Source organism: Bacteroides sp. GM023, assembly GCF_014750685.1.
GTDB lineage: Bacteria > Bacteroidota > Bacteroidia > Bacteroidales > Bacteroidaceae > Bacteroides.
In genome coordinates this window covers 63,259-83,907 of the sequence record NZ_JAAXGE010000004.1, presented here as the reverse complement: position 1 = coordinate 83,907, position 20,649 = coordinate 63,259, and the positions used below count along the sequence as shown (strand labels likewise).

14 protein-coding genes are annotated in these 20,649 nt (G+C 45.9%); 8 read left to right on the top strand and 6 right to left on the bottom strand.

The features are described 5' to 3' along the window. The first annotated feature begins 13 nt into the window (after window positions 1–13). Window positions 14–1,906, top strand: coding sequence for a rhamnogalacturonan lyase (locus HC965_RS10530; protein WP_191031462.1), 1,893 nt, complete (start codon window positions 14–16; stop codon window positions 1,904–1,906). A gap of 358 nt (window positions 1,907–2,264) precedes the next feature. Here HC965_RS10530 and HC965_RS10525 read toward each other — a convergent pair whose 3' ends face one another. From HC965_RS10525 to HC965_RS10505, 5 genes are all read right to left on the bottom strand, one after another. Next, window positions 2,265–3,200 carry a GDSL-type esterase/lipase family protein gene (locus tag HC965_RS10525; RefSeq protein WP_191031461.1) on the bottom strand — a complete coding sequence of 312 codons (936 nt, stop codon included), beginning with the start codon at window positions 3,198–3,200 and terminating at the stop codon, window positions 2,265–2,267. Window positions 3,201–3,298: 98 nt separating this feature from the next. Next, window positions 3,299–4,912 (bottom strand): fimbrillin family protein, encoded by a 1,614-nt coding sequence (locus tag HC965_RS10520; RefSeq protein WP_191031460.1) that lies wholly within the window; start codon window positions 4,910–4,912, stop codon window positions 3,299–3,301. A gap of 49 nt (window positions 4,913–4,961) precedes the next feature. Then, window positions 4,962–6,758, bottom strand: coding sequence for a fimbrillin family protein (locus HC965_RS10515; protein WP_191031459.1), 1,797 nt, complete (start codon window positions 6,756–6,758; stop codon window positions 4,962–4,964). 27 nt (window positions 6,759–6,785) lie between these two features. After that, window positions 6,786–7,685: a fimbrillin family protein gene (locus tag HC965_RS10510; RefSeq protein ID WP_191031458.1), complete on the bottom strand. Its 900-nt coding sequence runs from the start codon at window positions 7,683–7,685 to the stop codon at window positions 6,786–6,788. Between the two features lie 11 nt (window positions 7,686–7,696). Beyond that, window positions 7,697–8,569 (bottom strand): FimB/Mfa2 family fimbrial subunit, encoded by an 873-nt coding sequence (locus tag HC965_RS10505; RefSeq protein ID WP_191031457.1) that lies wholly within the window; start codon window positions 8,567–8,569, stop codon window positions 7,697–7,699. A gap of 247 nt (window positions 8,570–8,816) precedes the next feature. Between HC965_RS10505 and HC965_RS10500 the strand changes: the two genes are divergently transcribed. The 5 genes from HC965_RS10500 (at window position 8,817) to HC965_RS10480 (ending at window position 18,530) form a co-directional block, all read left to right on the top strand. Beyond that, the gene (locus tag HC965_RS10500) at window positions 8,817–10,931 is read left to right on the top strand and encodes a hypothetical protein (RefSeq protein WP_191031456.1); all 2,115 of its coding nucleotides are present in this window, start codon (window positions 8,817–8,819) and stop codon (window positions 10,929–10,931) included. Window positions 10,932–11,049: 118 nt separating this feature from the next. Beyond that, complete coding sequence (locus HC965_RS10495; protein ID WP_191031455.1) at window positions 11,050–12,288, top strand: rhamnogalacturonan acetylesterase; 1,239 nt, start codon at window positions 11,050–11,052, stop codon at window positions 12,286–12,288. A gap of 25 nt (window positions 12,289–12,313) precedes the next feature. Beyond that, window positions 12,314–14,851 carry a glycosyl hydrolase 115 family protein gene (locus HC965_RS10490; protein ID WP_191031454.1) on the top strand — a complete coding sequence of 846 codons (2,538 nt, stop codon included), beginning with the start codon at window positions 12,314–12,316 and terminating at the stop codon, window positions 14,849–14,851. Window positions 14,852–14,872: 21 nt separating this feature from the next. Next, entirely contained in the window at window positions 14,873–17,707 is a 2,835-nt protein-coding gene (locus HC965_RS10485; protein WP_191031453.1) for a glycoside hydrolase family 2 TIM barrel-domain containing protein, read from the top strand. 58 nt (window positions 17,708–17,765) lie between these two features. After that, window positions 17,766–18,530, top strand: a complete 765-nt coding sequence (locus tag HC965_RS10480; RefSeq protein ID WP_191031452.1) for a hypothetical protein — start codon at window positions 17,766–17,768, stop codon at window positions 18,528–18,530. Window positions 18,531–18,590: 60 nt separating this feature from the next. Here the strand turns inward: HC965_RS10480 and HC965_RS10475 are convergent, their stop codons facing one another. After that, on the bottom strand, window positions 18,591–18,863 hold the full coding sequence (locus tag HC965_RS10475; RefSeq protein ID WP_022136564.1) for an HU family DNA-binding protein: 273 nt from the start codon (window positions 18,861–18,863) through the stop codon (window positions 18,591–18,593). 221 nt (window positions 18,864–19,084) lie between these two features. Here HC965_RS10475 and HC965_RS10470 point away from each other — a divergent pair, with 221 nt between their 5' ends. Both HC965_RS10470 and HC965_RS10465 read left to right on the top strand, forming a co-directional pair. Then, on the top strand, window positions 19,085–19,759 hold the full coding sequence (locus HC965_RS10470) for a rhomboid family intramembrane serine protease (RefSeq protein WP_097677813.1): 675 nt from the start codon (window positions 19,085–19,087) through the stop codon (window positions 19,757–19,759). Further along, the gene (locus HC965_RS10465; protein WP_191031451.1) at window positions 19,740–20,645 is read left to right on the top strand and encodes a rhomboid family intramembrane serine protease; all 906 of its coding nucleotides are present in this window, start codon (window positions 19,740–19,742) and stop codon (window positions 20,643–20,645) included. The genes HC965_RS10470 and HC965_RS10465 overlap by 20 nt, the downstream gene beginning before the upstream one ends. Window positions 20,646–20,649 lie beyond the last annotated feature (4 nt).

Here is a 20,649-nt window from a genome sequence, read left to right as displayed (position 1 = left end):
AAAACTATTTGATATGAAAAGGTATATTTACCGGTTGATATGCGTATGCGCATTATCATCCGCATGGGCTGCGAGCGCCCAGCCCAACTATAATTATTCAAAACTGCAAAAGGAGAAGCTCGGACGCGGCGTAGTTGCCATCCGTGAAAGTCCCTCGACAGTAGTAGTCTCATGGCGGTATCTATCTTCTGACCCGATGGAAACGGCTTTCAACGTATATCGCGACGGGAAGAAGCTGACTGCCCAACCGGTGGTCACGGGGACTCTATTCCGTGACGAGAACAACAACCAAGAAACAGCGGCATATGAAGTACGTCCCGTACTGAAAGGAAAAGAGACGCATCACATTGACGGTAAATACACGCTTCCTGCCAATGCTCCTCTAGGTTATCTGCAAATTCCATTGCAGAAACCTGCGGACGGCGTGACTCCGGCAGGCGATACATATACGTATATCGCAAATGACGCTTCTATCGGCGATGTAGACGGTGACGGCGAATATGAGATTATCCTGAAATGGGAACCGAGCAATGCCAAAGATAATTCTTTTGACGGATATACGGGTGAGGTTTTGTTCGACTGTTACCGGATGAACGGTGAGCATCTATGGCGTATTAACTTAGGCAAGAATATCCGTGCCGGAGCTCACTACACGCAGTTTATGGTGTATGACCTGGATGGTGACGGTAAGGCGGAAGTGGTCATGCGTACTTCGGACGGAACGGTGGATGGCAAAGGAAAAGTAATAGGCAATGCCAAAGCGGACTATCGCGAACCCGGTGTATTTGATAAGAAAAAGAACAAGCTCACCCGCCAGGGACGCATCTTGGAAGGCAACGAATATCTAACCGTATTTTCCGGTCTTACCGGCGAGGCGCTTTACAGCACCGACTATATTCCCGCACGCGGGAATCCCAAAGACTGGGGTGACACGCGCGCCAACCGCAGCGACCGTTTTCTTGCCTGCATCGCTTACCTGGACGGTGTTCGTCCCAGCGTAGTGATGTGCCGCGGTTACTACACCCGTATCGTACTGGCTGCCTTCAACTGGGACGGGAAGAAACTGAAAAAGCATTGGGTATTCGACACCAACACGCCCGGAAACGAGGATTACGCCAAACAAGGAAATCATAATCTCCGTGTAGGAGACGTAGACGGCGACGGGTGTGATGAAATCATCTACGGTTCGTGCACTATCGACCATAATGGCAAAGGGCTCTACTCTACCGGTCTCGGACATGGCGATGCCATCCAACTGACTCAAATAGACCCTGCCCGCAAAGGTCTGCAAGTATGGGCCTGCCACGAGAACAAACGTGACGGCAGTACTTACCGGGATGCCGCCACCGGAGAAATCATCCTGCAACTCAAGAGCACCCGGGATATAGGCCGTTGCATGGCTGCCGACATCGACCCGACGAATCCGGGAGTGGAATTATGGTCACCGGGAACAGGCGGTATCATCAATTTCAAAGGTGAACTGCTTGCTCCGAAGACTAAAAACTTCCCTGTCAACATGGCTGTCTGGTGGGATGGTGATTTATTGCGCGAGGTATTGGATAAAACCCGTATCAGCAAATATGACTGGGAACAGAAACGTTTTATCCCGTTTGTAGAATTTGAAGGGGTTGCTTCCAACAACAGTACGAAAGCTACTCCCTGCCTGCAAGGAGATATTCTCGGAGACTGGCGCGAAGAAGTCCTTTTCCGCTCCGAAGATAACAACTCCCTACGCTTATATGTATCAACAATTCCGACTGAATATCGTTTCCATACTTTCCTGGAAGATCCGATATATAGAATCAGCATCGCCACCCAAAGTGTAGGATATAACCAGCCCACTCAACCCGGATTCTATTTCGGTGCGGATTTAAAAGGAACTTTCAGGGGGTATCAGTTCAAATAATGGTGAATAATTGTTCACTTGCCAGCCCTTTGTAGCTATCCCGTCATTCATTAAGGGATACCATGTGTTTGATTAAGAGATAGCATATAAATCTCAGTTAGATTGAATGTACGGGATGAGCATCTCATACATTACCAGATGAGCATCTCGCACAGCACCAGATGAGCATGTCAGACATGACGAGATGAGCATCTCGTACATTCAATCTAATAATCATTCACACGTCATCCCTATATATTCCGATTGCTATGTCTTAATTATCTGCATATTGCATCTTAATGTCCATGTGTCAATATACGTATGTTCAAGTTAATTCAAAACCGAAATATACCTGTACACAGAAGATGACGTTTTTCGGCTAAAGTACCGGACTTCCGTAAATCACACCTTCATCTTCCGTTATCTGAATCAGCTTGTTCTTAATCTCCGGTTTCGGTCCATATTGTCCCATACGTACAAGTACAGTACATTTCTTCTTTGCCGGAATCGCTTTCAAAGCCTCATCCAAGGTGAAAAAATCACCGCTTCCATCCGTGGCTACTACATAATCGAAATGACGAATATATTTCCCCAGTTCGGGGATTTTCTTGCCGACCGCATCAATCGCTATTCCGGCAAATACACGGGAACCTTTGATATTCAGGTGCGTATCGTCTTTCTTGCCGGCCCACATATACAATTCTTTCGATTTCTCCGGCCCCATTTGCTGCACGAGGTCATGAGTCATCTTATTCATATCAATAAAAACGACGTTCAGTTCTTCAGCTATCCGTTTGGGAGAAAGAAGATAGTCACCATGCGTATCGGACAGCGAATCGGTAAAGTTCCCTGCTTCGTCCTGGCAGAACTTGCGGCGGACAATAGAATTGAAAAGAACAGGAATACCGCCTTTCGCACGGGTTTCATCCACAAACTTACGCAGATTATCGTCAAACGTGCCGCCGGGTTCGGTATAGAGTTTCGGATTATCTTTCTTTTCGTCATTATGTCCGAACTGGATAAATACATAGTCGCCCGGTTTTATCTGACTGACTACACGCGTCCATCTTTTCTCGTCGATAAAACTCTTTGTGCTGCGTCCACTGGCTGCATGATTGGCAACTACCACTTTGTCAGTTGGGAAAAAGCTGCCTAGCATCATTCCCCATCCACGTTCCTTGCTTCGCGGGCTCTTCGCGAGATTTCTATTTGCCATGGTTGAGTCACCAACCATATAAATTGTTACCGGAGAATTGTCTGTAATAGCGGAAGTAAGAAATATCAAAGCCGCTAGAAAAAGGAGTTTCATTTTCATAATCTTGATTCATTTAAGTGTAACATAGTTCTCATGCGAAATACCTTCAAGGCATTCCGGCATGAGAACTAACATTTAATATATATCTTTTGTGGTTTCTAAAATGAGAGTACACAACGAACCCTGCGGTTACTGTTGCTTGCTTTTGTAGCACCGGTAGTTGTAAGGGATGTAGTAGTCAAAGACACGGAATGTGCGTAAACCAATCCTTTGTTATTCCGATTATGTTCTGAACTCGACCAGTAATTTTTCGAACTTTCAAATTCATCGGCTGATGATGATGCAGCTTTCAGGCAAGTGTTCAGGGTTTCCAATACTGACTCTCCACTCAAGCTAATTGCAATATTGCTAGATGTCGTCCCGCTATCTCTCAAAGCGGCCAAACCTTTCGCTTCTCCCAAGTTCTCAAAAATATCCCACCATTGGCCTATACTTGGCAAATACCAGCCACTAGTGCCTGCCGGGGCTTTATATGATGTCGTTGCTGCCGTTTCTCCATACTGGCTAACCTGATAAAAAGCTCCGTTCACATCCTGGAAAGTAGCCTCATCTCCATATGTATCCACCATATATTTTGTTTTCACGTATCCGCCTGTCTCTTGATACATTCCCTTATAAGTAGATGCATGCTCCGCAAACGGGGAGTTTTCTCCATCGCCTTCCGTGGCTGCCTTTCCCCATTTGGAGTCTTTACCTGCATTGGTCAGTGCCATGACACAACCATGTGTCCATCCCTGTGCCAGTTCATCGGCACTCATACGTTCCGCATCTGCCTGGAATACAATTCCGATACAGCCTTCAGGTACACTAGCCACATCTCCGGGAAGTATCGTTCCGTCACTCATATAATAGTCTCCTACCTGAACGTCACGGCTACCCGGCGGTTCTACTCCCTCATCGAGAGTATAGAAAAGATAGTGTTTGGCAGACGCATCGGATGCGGCAGCCGCTATGTCGAATTTTCGGGTACCTATATAATAAGGATAACTGCCTTTTAGAGAGAAATCCGCATCCGGCTTGATGATATAACGCAGGATTCTTTCATCCGAAGTCTGATAAGGTATCTTTCCTTCTTCCCACGAAAAGGCAGGTGCACCCAAAACTGTAGTGGCCGGATGATATTTCACTTTGCCGTCTTTGGTAGTCGCACATTTTCCTAACGGAACTTCGATTACAATCAATGCCATCTGATGTTCTAAATTGACATTCAGTGTAGTTCCTGATACGAGTCCTTCTCCTTTCATCAGGTCACTTTTCGTATAGTCCTCATAAGTGGCTTGATTCAGTCGGGGTTCGAATGAAGCAAGATATGTCTCCAGTTCTTCCTTACTGCTAACAGAAGTGTAAGGATAGTAAACGATATACTCATCTCCCTGCTTGTGCGACAATGGCACACCTGTCCAGTTACCTTCGTCGTCAAGAGTAAAGCGATAGTTTTTAGATACCGCCTCTCCACCATTTCCGGATGACGGTGTTATCTGCAAGACGCCAATCTCGTCACCGGAAGTAAATCGAGTCGTGTATCCTTCTTCTACAATACGTGTTTCAACGGTATTGGCCGATACGTAATTGTCCGAAGTTACTTTGAGAGTGAGAGGAAGTCCCCCATCCGGCAAAGTGGTAAAAGCATCTTCTTCCTTGGAACAGCCGGATAAAGCTACCAACAAAAAGAGCGAAGCTGACAGAGTGAATAACTTATATAATTTCATCATATTCTTATTTTTATTTATTCATATACGGAACGTTTCTTTATGTGTCCTTTTAGAAAGCCAAAATACAGCGGACATTGGTAGAAGCATTATCCTTATTATTATCTCCAATACGTAAAGAATATTTTTTACTGGAACCATCGAAAAGAACACGCCGGGCGACGCCGCTGCTCTTTTCTGAACTCGACCAATAATGGATATCTGCCTTAAATGGAGTAACAGTCTGTCCACTAGCGTTCATAAGTTCGTTCATCCGATTTATGGCGACTTGGGAAACTCCATTTTTGAGTTCAACAGTGGTTCCTGAACTATTTCTCAAGGCTATCAATCCATTAACATCTCCCAGGTTTTCCAGAATATCCCACCACTGTCCGATAGCAGGCAGATACCAGCCGGAAGTCGTTCCATCGGCAGGTGCAGCATACTGTCCGCTGCCATCCGTTCCATATTTTTCGGAGTGATAGAAAACATCATAAAGTGTGCCGTCAGCACTTGTCACTCCGACAAGTTTCTGCTCGGCGATATATACTTTCTTGCCATATCCATCCATGTCATTATACATATCGGAGTTCGTTGCCAGGTTCGGGAAATAATTAATACCTTCAGTCGTTTCTCCCGTATCTTCATCTATGGTCTTGTCACCCCAGGTACACTTTTCGGCAGCATCGGTCAAAGCCATCACATACCCATGTGTCCATCCTTTTGCCTTTTCCAGCGCACTTATACGTTTCGATTCTGTTTGGAAAACAATACCGATACATACCCTGCCGTCTGTAAAGTCAGCGGGATTTTTTGCCGGAGTTTCCCACTCTTTTTCACCTGTTGCATGATTCACTTTACGCAAGCCACCGTCACTTACTACCCAACCCGCTCCATCTGCTGTGCGGTAAAAGAAATCGCCGGGTTTCATATCATCCGCCGTGTAATAAGTACTGCTGACAACAGCCTGTTCTTTTCCTTCTGTCCAGGCAGGAGCGGAAACGGCAAGGGTTACTTCAATCTCATGCCTGTGAGTTATCTCAATATTGTAAACATACAGGTAGCCGGCTTGCAGGTTTGCATCATCTTCTGCCGGGATATAATAAGCCTCGACACCATCCACTACTACTTTAATAAACTGTTTGCCCCTCATTTGTTGCGGCACCAGTAAGGCTTGCAGTGTCTGCAAATAGCCTTCTGTAACGTTCTCTGCATCCAGTCTTTGAGGAAGAATCGTTTCCTCTCCGGTGGTTTGCGCCACTTCCCCCGTAGCCATGTTTATTTCGCCGGAAGTCAATGCCATATTGACAAAGGTAACTTCCGCATTCTTCACCGTTTCGGGGTCTTCCACTCCTTCACCGGCTTTCAGGTTCAGTCTCACTTTGGCAGGCAGATGATAAAAATCCAAAGCCGGTTGTTGGGTGGAAAAGGTAAAAGTTCCCTTGGCTCTCAAGAAGTCGCTGCTCTGAAAGCCATCATTTTGGTTCTGTTCCTGTTTCACCGAGAAGGACACAGGCAGAGTTTCTGTTCCATTGCAAGGGAACCATGCCAACACATCAACTGCTGTTGTCTTACTTTCCCAATAAAAGGGGGTATCGTCCGTTGTCAAGGCTCCGTATGTATCTGCCTTATACAATTTGATTCCGTCACTGACTTGCACGCCTATTTCTTCCGTTCCGGTCCATGTTCCTTCCGAAGTAGTCCGTGTAATCGACTGGTTAAAGACTTGCCCCACAAACTCCATCGGATATTTATCATCCGGCAAACCGGAAATTTCTTTCTCATCAGATGTGCATGATGTCAGTACACTGCCTGCTGCCATAACAAGCAGCCAGGCAAACATCCGTAATTTTCTACTATCTGGTTTCATAATTATCAGACTCATTAACAGGTTGAATTATATATTTATGTTCACATCCTTATCGCCGGGAGTTTCATCCCACCCGTGGATAGAGGAAGAAGAGATGGTAAGCCGTCCACGGTTTACCGTAACGTTATATTCGTACACTTTGCCCGGTGTCAGAGCCAAGTCGGCAGATTCTTTCCCCGTCAGACTTGCCCCTTCATAGACAGTACCATCCTCCTGGATGAATGAGAGTGCGACACCACCGGAAACGGTTTCAGGCAAGAGTATAAAGGAGTAAGTATTTCCATCCGGTACAATGGTGGTTCCGGCAGTAAATTCAAGTCCGCCCGCTTCTTCCGTACTAATTCCGGCGCTACCGGTGATGGTATTAAATGTACCGGTGGGATGCAAGTCGGCAAGTCGGACAATACCATTACTAAAGTCCGCATCTTCCGCAAAACCGCTACCCGGCAGGAAGTTCAACACTACTTTGCACATCTTATGCCGGAATTTAAAGTCCAGGAGTGGAGCTGCTTCCGAGCCTTCCGCGGTAGCATATAAATAATCGAAGCTTTTACTTTCATTCTGATTACTCACATTTACCGCAAGCTCACCTCCCGTTTCGTTGAAAGGATGGTAAGCGGAAAATTCTACCGTCTCCCTATTTATATAATAAATCACCTCTCCCGCAGGAATGAAAGACGAACCTTTGGAAAAGTCATATTGACGGTTCGTATATTCAACATTTCCACTTTTCCCGGATATACCGATTGCGTCTCCGGTTTCCCACGTATCATTCGTAACCCGGGTAATCAGCCCGCTTGTATTGACAGTTCCCCATACATTGACAGCCACCGGCATCTGACCGATTGTCTCTTCTGTCTCTTGTAGATTATTACATGCGGTCAATATCATCAGCGATACTGCCGTCAAAAGAAATCTGATTCTCATGGTTCTATATTTTAATGAATTTCGACATCATGCGGTCCGTCCTCAAATTCCGGTTCCCACGGCAAAATATTGCCGGAGCCTTCAATCCCTCCTGGAAGTTCGAGCGGAGCTTTCAGAGAAAGCGGAGCAATATCGTTTCCGAAATACCGCAAGGCTTCAGTTAGACTGCTCTTCAGTTTGTAATGCCTTCCTTTGGATAAGTTCAGTTGTAGAGTGAGTTCCTGTCCTCCTTCGGGCACAATGCCTAAAATGGATAAAGTGGCCGAGTAAGAGCCGGAAGGTTGTTTTTTAAAGACAATAGCAATGCTCCCGGCTTCCGACAATTCTTCCGTTACCATATTAAAGGTTGAAGCGATGCCGGACAAAGCTGCTTCCAGTTCCGTTTCTTCAATCTGTGCAGGGTCACCGCCCTGTGGAATTATGGTCAATGTCAGTTGCCGAACCCGCTGTTTCATTTTCAGTGAAGTTTTCACTGTCTTGTCCGGTTCTACCACTACCGATTTGATACGGGTATTGGAAAAGAGAGTTCCCGGTTGCAGGAGTGTACCGTCTTCGTCGAGTCCCACACTGGCCATAAGGTTATCCACAGTTATATTCGCAGGGGTATTATAAGCAGCCAGCCCATATGTTCCCGCGTCCAGTAAGGATTGGAAAGTAGCAGTACGACTATTCATCGCCTGTTCACCGGCACCGGTAACGACAAGGGTATAACTGTCGGGGAGTTCTGCTTCCGCCGAATAATCGTCCCAATTAGCCGTAATCTCCACACTGCCTTGTCGGGCGTCACCGTCGGATTCATTATCCGAACAGGAAGTTTGGAGTAACGTAACTGCCGGCATGAAAAGCAGGAAAGCATACGCAATCTTCAATCTACGAGTTTTCATAATAGTATTATTTTTATAGTTCAACTTTTCCAAAGTACAGAGATACATCTATCAATGTATGGCAAATGTAAGCAGAGAATAAGTGCCGGGGAATGGACATCCGTACACAAACCAGCACAGATTATCAAATCCGCCCCGAATGAAAAACAGTACGGACAAATAATCCATGCAAACGTACGAGCGTCCATGTCACGGACACGATACTCTCATCATCTTTGTAAGCGAACGTTAACCAAATGTATTGACCATGAAACATTTACGTTATTTATCCATATTCGGAATACTCCTTTTTATCGTTGCCTGCGGAGATGAACAAATACAATCACTGGAAGATGACAACACGGAGAACACCGTAAAAAAGGAAGAACCCAATAAAGAGGTTATTATTGGGGAACGCAGTATGTGGGTGAGCTATGACCCTGCGCCCAGGGGAACGTTGAACCATACTTCAGGCTATTCACATGCATTAGTCAGTTGGCGGCTGCTCCCCACCGACCCTGACAACCTCGCATTTGATATTTATAAAAGCGAAGATAACGGGCAGGAAATCAAGTTGAACGAAACTCCTGTCACGGACGCTACCTGTTGGGCGGACAAAAGTATCAATACACGAACGACCAATATATATCGTGTCACTGTTGCCGGTTCGGAACAGACGCTCTGCGAATATACATTCACTCCCCAAATGGCGGAAACATTCTATCGCGCCATCCGGCTGAACAGTAATGTCCCCGACCCCAGTCTGACCTATGCAGCCAATGACGCACAGGTAGGCGACCTCGACGGCGACGGCGTGATGGAAATCATACTTAAACGCCAGCCTTACGACGGAGCAAACCAGGGCGGATGGCGAGAGGGCACTACCCTGCTCGAAGCCTACAAGCTGGACGGCACTTTCCTTTGGCAGATAGACATGGGGATTAACATACGTTCCGGCTCCCATTATACTTCTTTTATCGTATATGACTTTGACGGTGACGGAAAATGTGAGATTGCTTTCCGCAGTTCCGAAGGCACTAAATTCGCTAATGGCGAAAAGATAACGGATGCCAGTGGGAACGTAAACGATTACAGGCAGAAAGACCCGTCAGGGAAAGGATGGTATTCGGGAAAGTCGTTATATTCCACCTGCGGTTTAATCTTCGACGGGCCGGAATATATATCCGTCGTCAACGGACAGGGAGTAGAAGTGGCCCGTACCAACAATATTCCCCGCGGCGGTGAAGGGAGCAACTACGAACGTGCCAAATACTGGCATAATTACTGGGGAGACGACTACGGCAACCGTATGGACCGTTTCTTTATCGGAGCCGCTTATTTGGACGGAATCCCTCAAAACGGTGTCAGAAAAGCCAATCCCAGCCTAATCGTCACTCGTGGAATCTACAGGAACTGGCAGGTATGGGCACTGGATTTCAACGGTTCTTCCCTGCTCCCCCGCTGGAAGTTCAATACGAACGACAAAGGGAATGAGTCTTACAGGGATATGGGCTCACATACATTCAGGGTGGCAGACCTGAACGGTGACGGATATGACGAGATTCTCTACGGTTCAGCAGCCATCGCACGCAACGGGAAAGGGCTTTACTGCACGGGAAACGGACACGGAGACGCGCTTCATGTAGGAAAATTCATCCCCGACCGCCCGGGGTTACAAGTGGTGGCCTGTTTTGAAAACCCGAATAAATATATGAATAGCGGATTCGGCTATGGCTGTGCCGTATTCGACGCTGCGACAGGAAAGTTTATAACCGGTCATGCAGGCGGTTCAGGCTCAGGAAGCGGCGAAGACAATGCAGATGAAGAGGATGAGGACAAAGACCCGCCCGGAGATGTGGGAAGATGCCTGGTAGCAGATATTATCCCCGACAGTCCCGGATATGAATACTGGTCGTCTGAAGCCAGTGGCGTGTACAGTTGCCAGACCGGGCAGTTGCTTAGTACGACTTTGCCTTCTGCCAAAACCGGCTCCAAAAGCTACAACAATGCTATCTTTTGGACAGGCGACCTGACCCGCCAAATGCTGGACGACGTGATGGTGCATAGTTATACGAAATCCGCCCCGTGGGATAAATCGCGGGTAATCACTTTTACCTATTACGGCAACGGGGTTTATTCCAACAACTCCACCAAAGCCAATCCCTGTTATTACGGAGATTTCCTGGGTGACTACCGTGAAGAAGTCATATACCGGAGCAAGGACGGAGAGTACATTTATATATTCTCCAGCAATCATCCCACCACGCACCGGTTTGTACATCTGACGAATGACCATACGTATGATATGTCACAGGCCATGCAGAATGTTGGCTACAATCAGCCGACACATATGGGATATTATATAGGTGCGGACGGTAAATAGCACAAATTATCCATATTTTCACACGCATGTCCATTATACATGAAAGAAAAACGCACTATTTTAGCTGCGGAAACAAGAAACAAGAATTTCACTCATACATATTCTAATTTTACCTGAAATGAAAACAACTTTATTGAGCCTTTTACTACTGGCATCAGTTAGTATAGAAGCACAAAATTTACCACAGACTTTTAAATTGGCCGACGCTCCGCGCTACTCGGAAAAAACCGGATATGGATACGACCGTGTAGACACCCCTAAAAAAGGTAGTAATGCACCTTTTTATTTCTCGGTACGTGTGCCCGACGGGAATTACCGCGTCACTGTACGCCTGGGAAGCAAGAAACAGGCAGGAAATACGACCGTCCGTGCAGAATCACGCCGCCTGTTCGTAGAGAATCTGCCCACAAAGAAAGGAGAATTCGTAGAAGAAACATTCATCGTCAATAAACGCAGTCCCCGCATTTCCGCCAAAGAATCCGTAGCAATCAAAGATCGCGAAAAGAGCAAACTGGATTGGGACGACAGGCTGACAATCGAAATTAACGGAGATGTGCCTGTATGTGAAAGTATTCGTGTAGAAGCTGCCGATCCTTCTACTCCTACCATTTTCTTATGTGGGAACAGCACGGTGGTGGATCAGGAGAATGAGCCTTGGGCAAGTTGGGGGCAAATGATTCCCCGTTTTTTCAATTCCGAAATAGCTATTGCCAACTATGCAGAAAGCGGTGAAAGCGCCAATACCTTCATTGCAGCAAGACATCTGAAGAAAGCACTTTCAATAATGAAGAAAGGAGATTACCTGATGGTGGAATTCGGGCACAACGACCAAAAGCAGAAAGGCCCCGGCAAAGGAGCGTACTACTCTTTTATGACGAGCCTGAAAACATTTATCGACGAGGTGCGCGCCAAAGGCGGACAACCGGTATTGGTCACCCCGACACGCCGTCGCAAGTTTGACAAAGAAGGACGTACGGTCAATACGCATGGCGAATATCCTGACGCAGTACGTTGGATTGCAGCAAAAGAAAATGTACCTTTGATAGAGCTGAATAACATGACCGGTACGCTGTATGAAGCATTAGGCGAAAATGAATCGAAAAAAGCCTTCGTACACTACCCGATGGGAAGCTTCCCGGGGCAGAAGAAGGTATTGGCCGACAACACACACTTCAATCCGTACGGTGCTTACCAAATAGCCAAATGTGTGATTGAAGGGATGAAGAAAGCAACACCGGAACTGACGAAATACCTGAAAACGGATATTTCCTATGACCCTGCCCAACCGGACAGTATAGATAGCTTCCATTGGTGTCCGGCTCCTTTCTGCGAAATGGAAAAACCTGACGGAAATTAATCATATAACCATAAAAACTAATATCATGCTTTTACGTTCTATCTCACTAATCATCGTTTTTGTATGTAGTCAGATTGTACGCAGTAACGACTTCGTTTGGTACAATGGAAAACAGGCCATATCGTATGCTATGCCCCAGTCTACCGCCCCAGTTGTAAAAATAGCTATTGACATGTTCATCGGAGACATGAAGCAGGTCACGGGGCTTTCACCGAAACAAAGCCCTGTTTCCAAAGCGACTATCCGCATCATACAGTTGGATAAAGCAGATAAGAAACAACAGAAGGAATTGCGCGGGCTTCAGATTCCTGTCGATGACATCGCAGCCAAAAAAGACGGCTTTTATATTACGGTAGCCGGTAGCCCGGCAGACAGGCAACTGTTCATCGTAGGCAGTGACGGCCGGGGAACTGCTTATGGAATACTCGAACTGTCACGCCTGGCAGGTGTATCACCCTGGGTATGGTGGGGAGATGCGACTCCCGAAAAAAAGACTCAGCTCACCATTGACGGCAACTATAAGACTTTTCAGAGCCCGTCCGTCGAATATCGCGGGATTTTCCTGAATGACGAAGACTGGTCATTGCAGCCCTGGAGTTGGAAAACATTCGAGCCTTCACCTGTCAAAGGACGTATCGGAGCTCGTACTTACAAAGAAATATTCAAGTTGTTGCTCCGGTTGCGCGCCAACGCAATATGGCCGGGCATGCATGGCATCACCACTCCTTTCTATTTCGTACCCGGCGCCAAAGAGGTGGCTGACAGTTGCGGTATCGCCATCGGCACCTCACACTGTGAACCTCTGATGCGCAACAATGTAGGAGAATGGAGTGTAAAACGGCGCGGTGATTATAACTATATCACCAACCGTGATTCTGTACAGGCTTACTGGATAGAACGGTTGAAAGAGGCCGGTAAATATGAGAATATGTACACCATTGGTATGCGGGGAATCCACGACGGACATATGGAAGGCGTAAGCACGATGGACGAAAAGGTCAATGCCTTGCAACAGGTCATCAATGACCAGCGCAAAATGCTGGCTAAATATACGAATCCTGACGTTACGAAAGTGCCGCAAGTATTCGTACCTTATAAGGAAGTACTGCAGATTATGGAAAACGGCTTGCAAGTTCCTGACGATGTGACACTCATGTGGTGTGACGATAATTATGGCTACATGACCCGCCTCAGCGACGAAGAGCAGCAGAAACGCAGTGGCGGAGCCGGGGTCTACTACCATTTAAGCTACTGGGGGCGTCCGCACGATTACATGTGGCTATGTACCACCCAACCGGGACTTATCTATAACGAAATGAAACAGGCTTATGACCATAACGCCCGCCGTGTATGGATTGTCAATGTGCATGACCTGAAACCTTCGGCTTACAACCTCGAGTTATTCCTGGATATGGCATGGGACATCCATTCCGTAGCGCCTTCCACTTTGAACGAACATCAGGAACAATGGCTCTGCCGCGAGTTCGGGGAACAGGCCGGCAAGAAATTATTTCCTGCCATGCATGAGTTCTATCGCTTGTGCGGTATCCGCAAACCGGAACATATGGGATGGACACAGGTGGAATTAGACAAGAGAAGATATCCCAGGGGACGTTCGCAAGTGATTGATACTGAATTCAGCCTGACAGAGTTCGGCGGCGAGTTGGACCGGTACATGGAATCTTACGAAGCTATCAAGAGAACTGTCTCGGAAGTAGAAACCATGATTACCCCCGAACGTAAAGACGCCTTTTTCTCACATATCAAATATCAGGTATTCGGAGCTGCCGCCATGAGCACCAAAATGCTGGAAGCACAACGTGCCCGCTCCTATTCGATGGGACAGTGCGACGAATCCCTTTGGGGACGTGACAAAGCCATGTTCTCAGCTTGTGCCAGAAGCATGAAAGCTTATCAGGAAATCAAAGACCTGACCGACTACTACAACAACGAAATGTCCAATGGAAAATGGAAACATTCCATGTGTTTCTACCCGCGGGATTTGTATGTGTTCTATCCGCCGACTCTCCCCATGGGACTGTCCGACAAGGAAATAGATAAATACCTGACTGAGAATCCGAAGAAAGCATCTCCTCATAAGATTAAAACGGATAAATGCATTGTCTCCAACGCTTGCGATTATACAAAAGCAACAGAAGGAACCACTCCTATACAGGCATTGGGACATAGCATGAATGCCGTATCTCTTCCCAAAGGCGGTTCGTTGACTTTTGAGTTCGACTGCCCGTGGGAAGGGGAAGCCCTATTGCGTACTGCCGTCATTCCCACCCAGCCGAATGACAAGGGTGATATCCGTTTCAGCGTCAGCATAGACGGTGGAAAGCCGCAAGTTGTTTCTTTCCGCGAAAAAGGACGAACGGAGACATGGAAACGCAATGTGTTGCGCGGACAAGCTGTCAAGGAAACCAAACACTCACTCAAAAAAGGTAAACACACGCTGACTATCACCGCTTTGGATAAACATGTCGTAGTAGACCAATGGATGCTCGACTTCAAGCCGAACCGTAAGTTCTACGTATTCCCTGTCGAGGGGAGCAAATAATTAATATCCGACAGATTTGATATGATAACAAAAAGAATAAAACAGCTTTTTATCGGTGTCAGTTGCTTATGCGCAACTACGATAGATGCACAGAACACGGAAACTCTATACCTGTCCGGCACCGGATTGGGAAAGACTGTCACCTGGGATTTCTATTGTTCCGGTGGCATGAACAGCGGTAAATGGAGTAAAATTGAAGTGCCCTCACAGTGGGAACTGCAAGGTTTCGGGGAATATACATTCGGTCGTTTCTACCTGGTAAAGGAAGCCAAGCCGAGTGACGAAACGGGGCTATACCGCTACAAGTTCAAAGTTCCCGCCGACTGGAAAGACAAACAGGTCAGCATTGTATTCGAAGGGGTAATGACAGATACGGAAGTGAAGATAAACAACGAACTTGCAGGAGAGATTCATCAAGGCGGTTTTATCTGCTTCAATTATGACATTACCGATAAGCTCAAATTCGGTAAAAGCAATGAACTGGAAGTGAAGGTATGGAAAGAGTCTGCCAATAAATCGGTGAACGCGGCGGAACGCCGGGCCGATTGGTGGCTGTTCGGTGGTATCTACCGCCCGGTCTATCTGAAAGCTATGCCCAAAACGCATATCGAACGCATTGCCGTGAATGCAACAGCCGACGGTAAGTTGTCAACAGAAGTTCATATGAATAACCTGTCAGAAGGATATTCACTGGCTACTTCACTGACTCCGGTAGGAGAAAGCAAAGCCATCGGAAAGCAAACAAATACTTTGGGAACCGGGAATGTACAAACCATTTCGACTGACTGGAAAGGTATCCGCACCTGGGATTGCGAACACCCCAATCTCTATACGCTCCGGTTGGAACTGCTCGACAGCCAGAAGCAAATTGTACATGTACACGAAGAACGAATCGGATTCCGCACCGTCGAGTTCCGCCCTAAAGACGGAATTTATGTCAATGGGACAAAAGTGATAATGAAAGGTATCAACCGTCATAGCTTCCATCCTGACGGCGGACGTACTACGAATAAAGAGATTAGCCTGCAAGATGCGCTGCTTATCAAGGAAATGAATATGAACGCAGTTCGTTCCCACTATCCGCCCGACAAACATTTCCTGGACGTATGCGATTCATTGGGACTTTTCTATCTGAACGAGTTCCCCGGTTGGCATGGAAGATATGATGAGAAAGTGGGAGAGAAATTGCTGAAAGAGATGGTGGCTCATGACGTGAACCATCCCTGTATCTTCTTATGGAGTAACGGTAATGAAGGCGGATGGAACAAGAAACTGGATGCCCGCTTTGCTGATTATGACCCACAAAAGCGCCATGTGATTCATCCGTGGGCAGATTTTAACCAATTGGATACCCATCATTATCCTGCCTATCAGACCGGAACCGGACGCCTTGCCAACGGATACAATGTCTTTATGCCGACAGAGTTTCTGCACGGGCAATATGACAAAGGGCTGGGCGCGGGACTGGACGATTATTGGAGCAATTATACTTCCAATCCGTTATTTGCCGGCGGCTTCTTATGGACTTTTATTGATGAAGCGGTTTCACGCAGTGACAAAGGCGGCATCCTCGATTCTGACGGGCCGAACGGCCCGGATGGTATTGTCGGCCCCAGGCGGGAAAAAGAAGGCAGCTTCTATACAGTTCGTGAAGTATGGGCGCCTATCCAATTCAAAAATCTGTTTATCACTCCTTCTTTCAATGGAGAATTTATGGTGAGTAACACTTATTTATTCACTAATCTAAAGGAATGTAGTATGAAGTATCGGCTTTATGCCACCCCCTCTCCACTAAAAGGTGGCGAACGCTCGCTGCTGAATGAAGGGATAGTGAGCCTGCCCGCTATTGATCCGGGGGAAACAGGGAAAGCACGTATGCAGTTACCGGAAAACTTTTTCCGGGGTGATATACTGGAACTCGAAGCCTACGACAGAGACGGAAAAGCAATTTGCAACTGGACATGGCCGGTGAAGTATGCTAAAGAGTACTTTGAAACTCAACGCATACAAACAACTTCTGCAAACTCGGCAGAGATAAAGAAAGGAAGCGAAAGCATTACTCTTTCTGCAAACGGCATTTCAGCAACGTTCAACAGCAAGGACGGAGCATTGGTAGAGGTAAAAAGCAATGAGCAAATTATCCCGCTGAACAACGGCCCTCTACCCGTAGGAATAAAAGTTGACTTCAAAAAAAGTGAGGTACGCATAGATGGTAATGACGCCCTTTTCATCGTAAGATATACGGGTGCCATTGATTCCATCGTTTGGCGCATGACGGCAGACGGTTTGCTGGGAATGGATGCCATTCTGCTGAACCGCGGTAACGGTGGCGGATATAAAGGTGAGTTCTTTGATAAAAACATCTATTACCTGGGACTTAGCTTTTCTTTCCCGGAAAAAGAAGTGAAAGGTATGCGGTGGATGGGACGCGGCCCATATCGTGTATGGAAGAACCGGATAAAAGGGGCAAATTATAATATTTGGGAGAAAGAATACAATAATACCGTCACCGGAGAGAGTTTCGAGAAACTGATATATCCCGAGTTCAAAGGATATCATGGCAATCTATACTGGGCGACCATGGAATCGGACAAAGTACCGTTCACTGTTTATTCGGAAACGGATGGTTTGTATTTCCGTGTATTTACCCCGGAAGAACCCGTGCATCGCAGGGATGGAGAAAACAGTATGCATAGTTTCCCGGAAGGCGACCTTTCCTTCCTTTATGATATTCCTGCCATACGTTCGTTCAAATCAATACCGGAACACGGCCCGAAAAGCCAGCCCAGCACCATCCGTATCAAATCGGGAGACGACGGATTGCGTATGAAACTTTGGTTTGATTTCCGTCGCTGATATGCCTTGACTTATGAATCAACAACCATATAAATTTTAATTAATAACAAAAATAGCCATGAAAAAAGTACTATTAACGCTGGCATTAGTTGCCACAGCTTCATTGAGTAATGCTCAAGTATTGAGAAACAATTTTCTCAACGGATGTAAAGAGGGGGAACCCATCGAAAAAGCAGCATACACTGCAAAGAAAGCCCCTCTCAACAAAGATGTATGGAGTGCCGTATTCAGTGAGAAAGAGCCTTTTATAGGTGAAAGCCCCGTTGCGGGCAAAGAACTGTCTTACAAAGGATACAATGAAGAAGGACTGTCGGTTACTTTTGGCGGACTGCCGGAAGAAGCGAATTTCCGTCCCAGCATTTACGGATTAGAATCCGGAAGGACATACTCTACCGGAACGTATTACCTGTCATTCCTGGTGAACTTCTCCAAGTTCAAGGCAAAAGGTTATATGGACTTCATTTCCACAAGTGCCAACCATGCTACCGGAACAAGCCGCGGATTCGTCTTTGCCTCTAACCAGGGAAGCAAACTCAAATTCGGAGTAGGCATACAGAAGCAACGTGGCTCTGCAACCAAGACTTATGATTTGAACACTACACACCTGATTGTATTAAAAATCGATTTTGCAAAGAACCAAGCTTCCTTGTTTATCGACCCGGAATTGAAAGATAAAGAACCGACACCGGACGCGGTAGCCACCGAAGAAGGGGTTCTAAAAGCCGGTATCAAAGGCATCATGCTTAAAAATCGCAATAATTACGCAGGGAATATAGGAAACTTCCGCTTCACCGACAGTTGGGCGGGAGTAATCGGAAAATAAATAAAAAAAGCGGGTTTCTTTATCAGGAACCCGCTTTTCAATTTCTTTCAACTATCTATCTTATTCAACAGCTGCAGATAATTCAGCACCAGCTTTAAATTTAGCTACTTTCTTAGCAGGAATAGTAATAGTTGCCTTTGTAGAAGGGTTAATACCAGTTCTTTCAGCTCTTTCGCTTACAGAGAAAGTACCAAAACCAACGAGAGATACTTTTTCGCCAGCTTTCATAGCATTAGTAACTGAAGTGATGAAAGCATCAAGTGCTTTTTTTGCATCGGCTTTGCTCATTTGAGACTCAGCAGCCATTGCGCTAATAAGTTCAGACTTATTCATAATACGTAAAATGATTAATTAATATATATGTTACACAAAAGATTATCTTTCAATGGATTGATTTCACAAATATAGCCGAACAAAACAACATATCAAATAAAAACATAAAAAAAACGCAGCAAATTATTGAAAAAGAGCTAATAGGAAGTCATTTTCATGCTTTAAAACAGAATTTATTCGTACTTTTGCGAGTATTATCTAAATATTCAGAAATTAAAATGATGCCAACTGTAACTAAAAACCTGATAATTATCAATGTACTGGTATTTTTCGGTACACTCGTTGCTCAACGATACGGTTTAGATTTGACTAATTATCTGGGATTACATTTTTTCCTCGCAAGTGACTTCAACCCGGCACAGCTTATCACCTATATGTTCATGCACGGCGGATTCAGCCACATTTTCTTCAATATGTTCGCCGTTTTCATGTTCGGACCGATTCTCGAACAAACTTGGGGACCGAAGCGTTTCCTGTTCTATTACATTATTTGCGGTATCGGTGCAGGACTTATTCAGGAAGGTGTGCAATATATTCAGTATGTTACGGAACTCAGCCATTATGCAGAGGTGAATATAGGTTCAGCCATTATTCCCATGGAGCAGTATCTTAACATGATGACCACCGTAGGTGCTTCGGGAGCCGTTTACGCTATATTGCTGGCATTCGGTATGCTATACCCCAACAACAAGCTGTTTATTTTCCCGTTACCTTTCCCGATCAAAGCGAAGTTTTTCGTTATCGGATATGCAGCAATTGAGTTATGGTCAGGATTTGCCAATAATCCCGGAGATAATGTCGCTCACTTCGCCCACTTGGGAGGTATGTTGTTCGGACTGATTCTGATTTTGTATTGGAGAAAAAAAAGCAATAACAATGGGACATATTATAGCTGATTTAAAGGAGACATTCAGAAGAGGAAATATTTTCATCCAACTGATTTACATCAACGTCGGTATTTTCCTTATCGGTACGTTGGTTAATGTTTTTCTGCAACTATTTGAATTCAGTATCCCCGATATATTCGGTATTTTCGCCCTGCCGGCATCCTTTATCGGTTTTATTCATCGACCGTGGTCGCTGCTCACTTATATGTTTATGCACGCGGGTATCCTGCATATTTTATTTAATATGCTCTGGCTGTATTGGTTCGGCAGCCTGTTCCTCCACTTCTTCTCTGCAAAGCATTTAAGAGGTCTGTATGTACTGGGAGGTATCTGCGGCGGTTTACTATATATGGTTGCTTACAATGTATTTCCTCTATTCAGTTCGCAGATAGCAGGTTCCACATTGGTCGGGGCATCGGCATCCGTGCTGGCTATCGTTGCAGCCACAGCTTATCGGGAACCTAATTACCGGGTACAACTTTTTCTGTTCGGCGCTATCCGTCTCAAATACCTGGCATTAGTTGTTATCGGTATTGATGTAATCTCTATCACGTCAAGCAATGCGGGAGGACATATCGCCCATTTAGGCGGTGCTCTTGCCGGACTTTGGTTTGCCGCCAGCCTAAGTAAAGGAATCGATTTGACTTCCTGGATTAACTGGTTCCTGGATGGTTTCATGTCTCTGTTCCAAAAGAAGACATGGAAACGCAAACCCAAAATGAAAGTACACTACGGTGGCGGCGCTACTAGTCGTGAGCAAGATTATGATTACAATGCCCACAAAAAAGCACAGTCCGATGAAGTAGACCGTATCCTGGAAAAACTAAAAAAATCCGGCTACGACAGTCTGACTACAGAAGAAAAGAAAAGCTTGTTTGACGCAAGCAAAAGATAAAAGA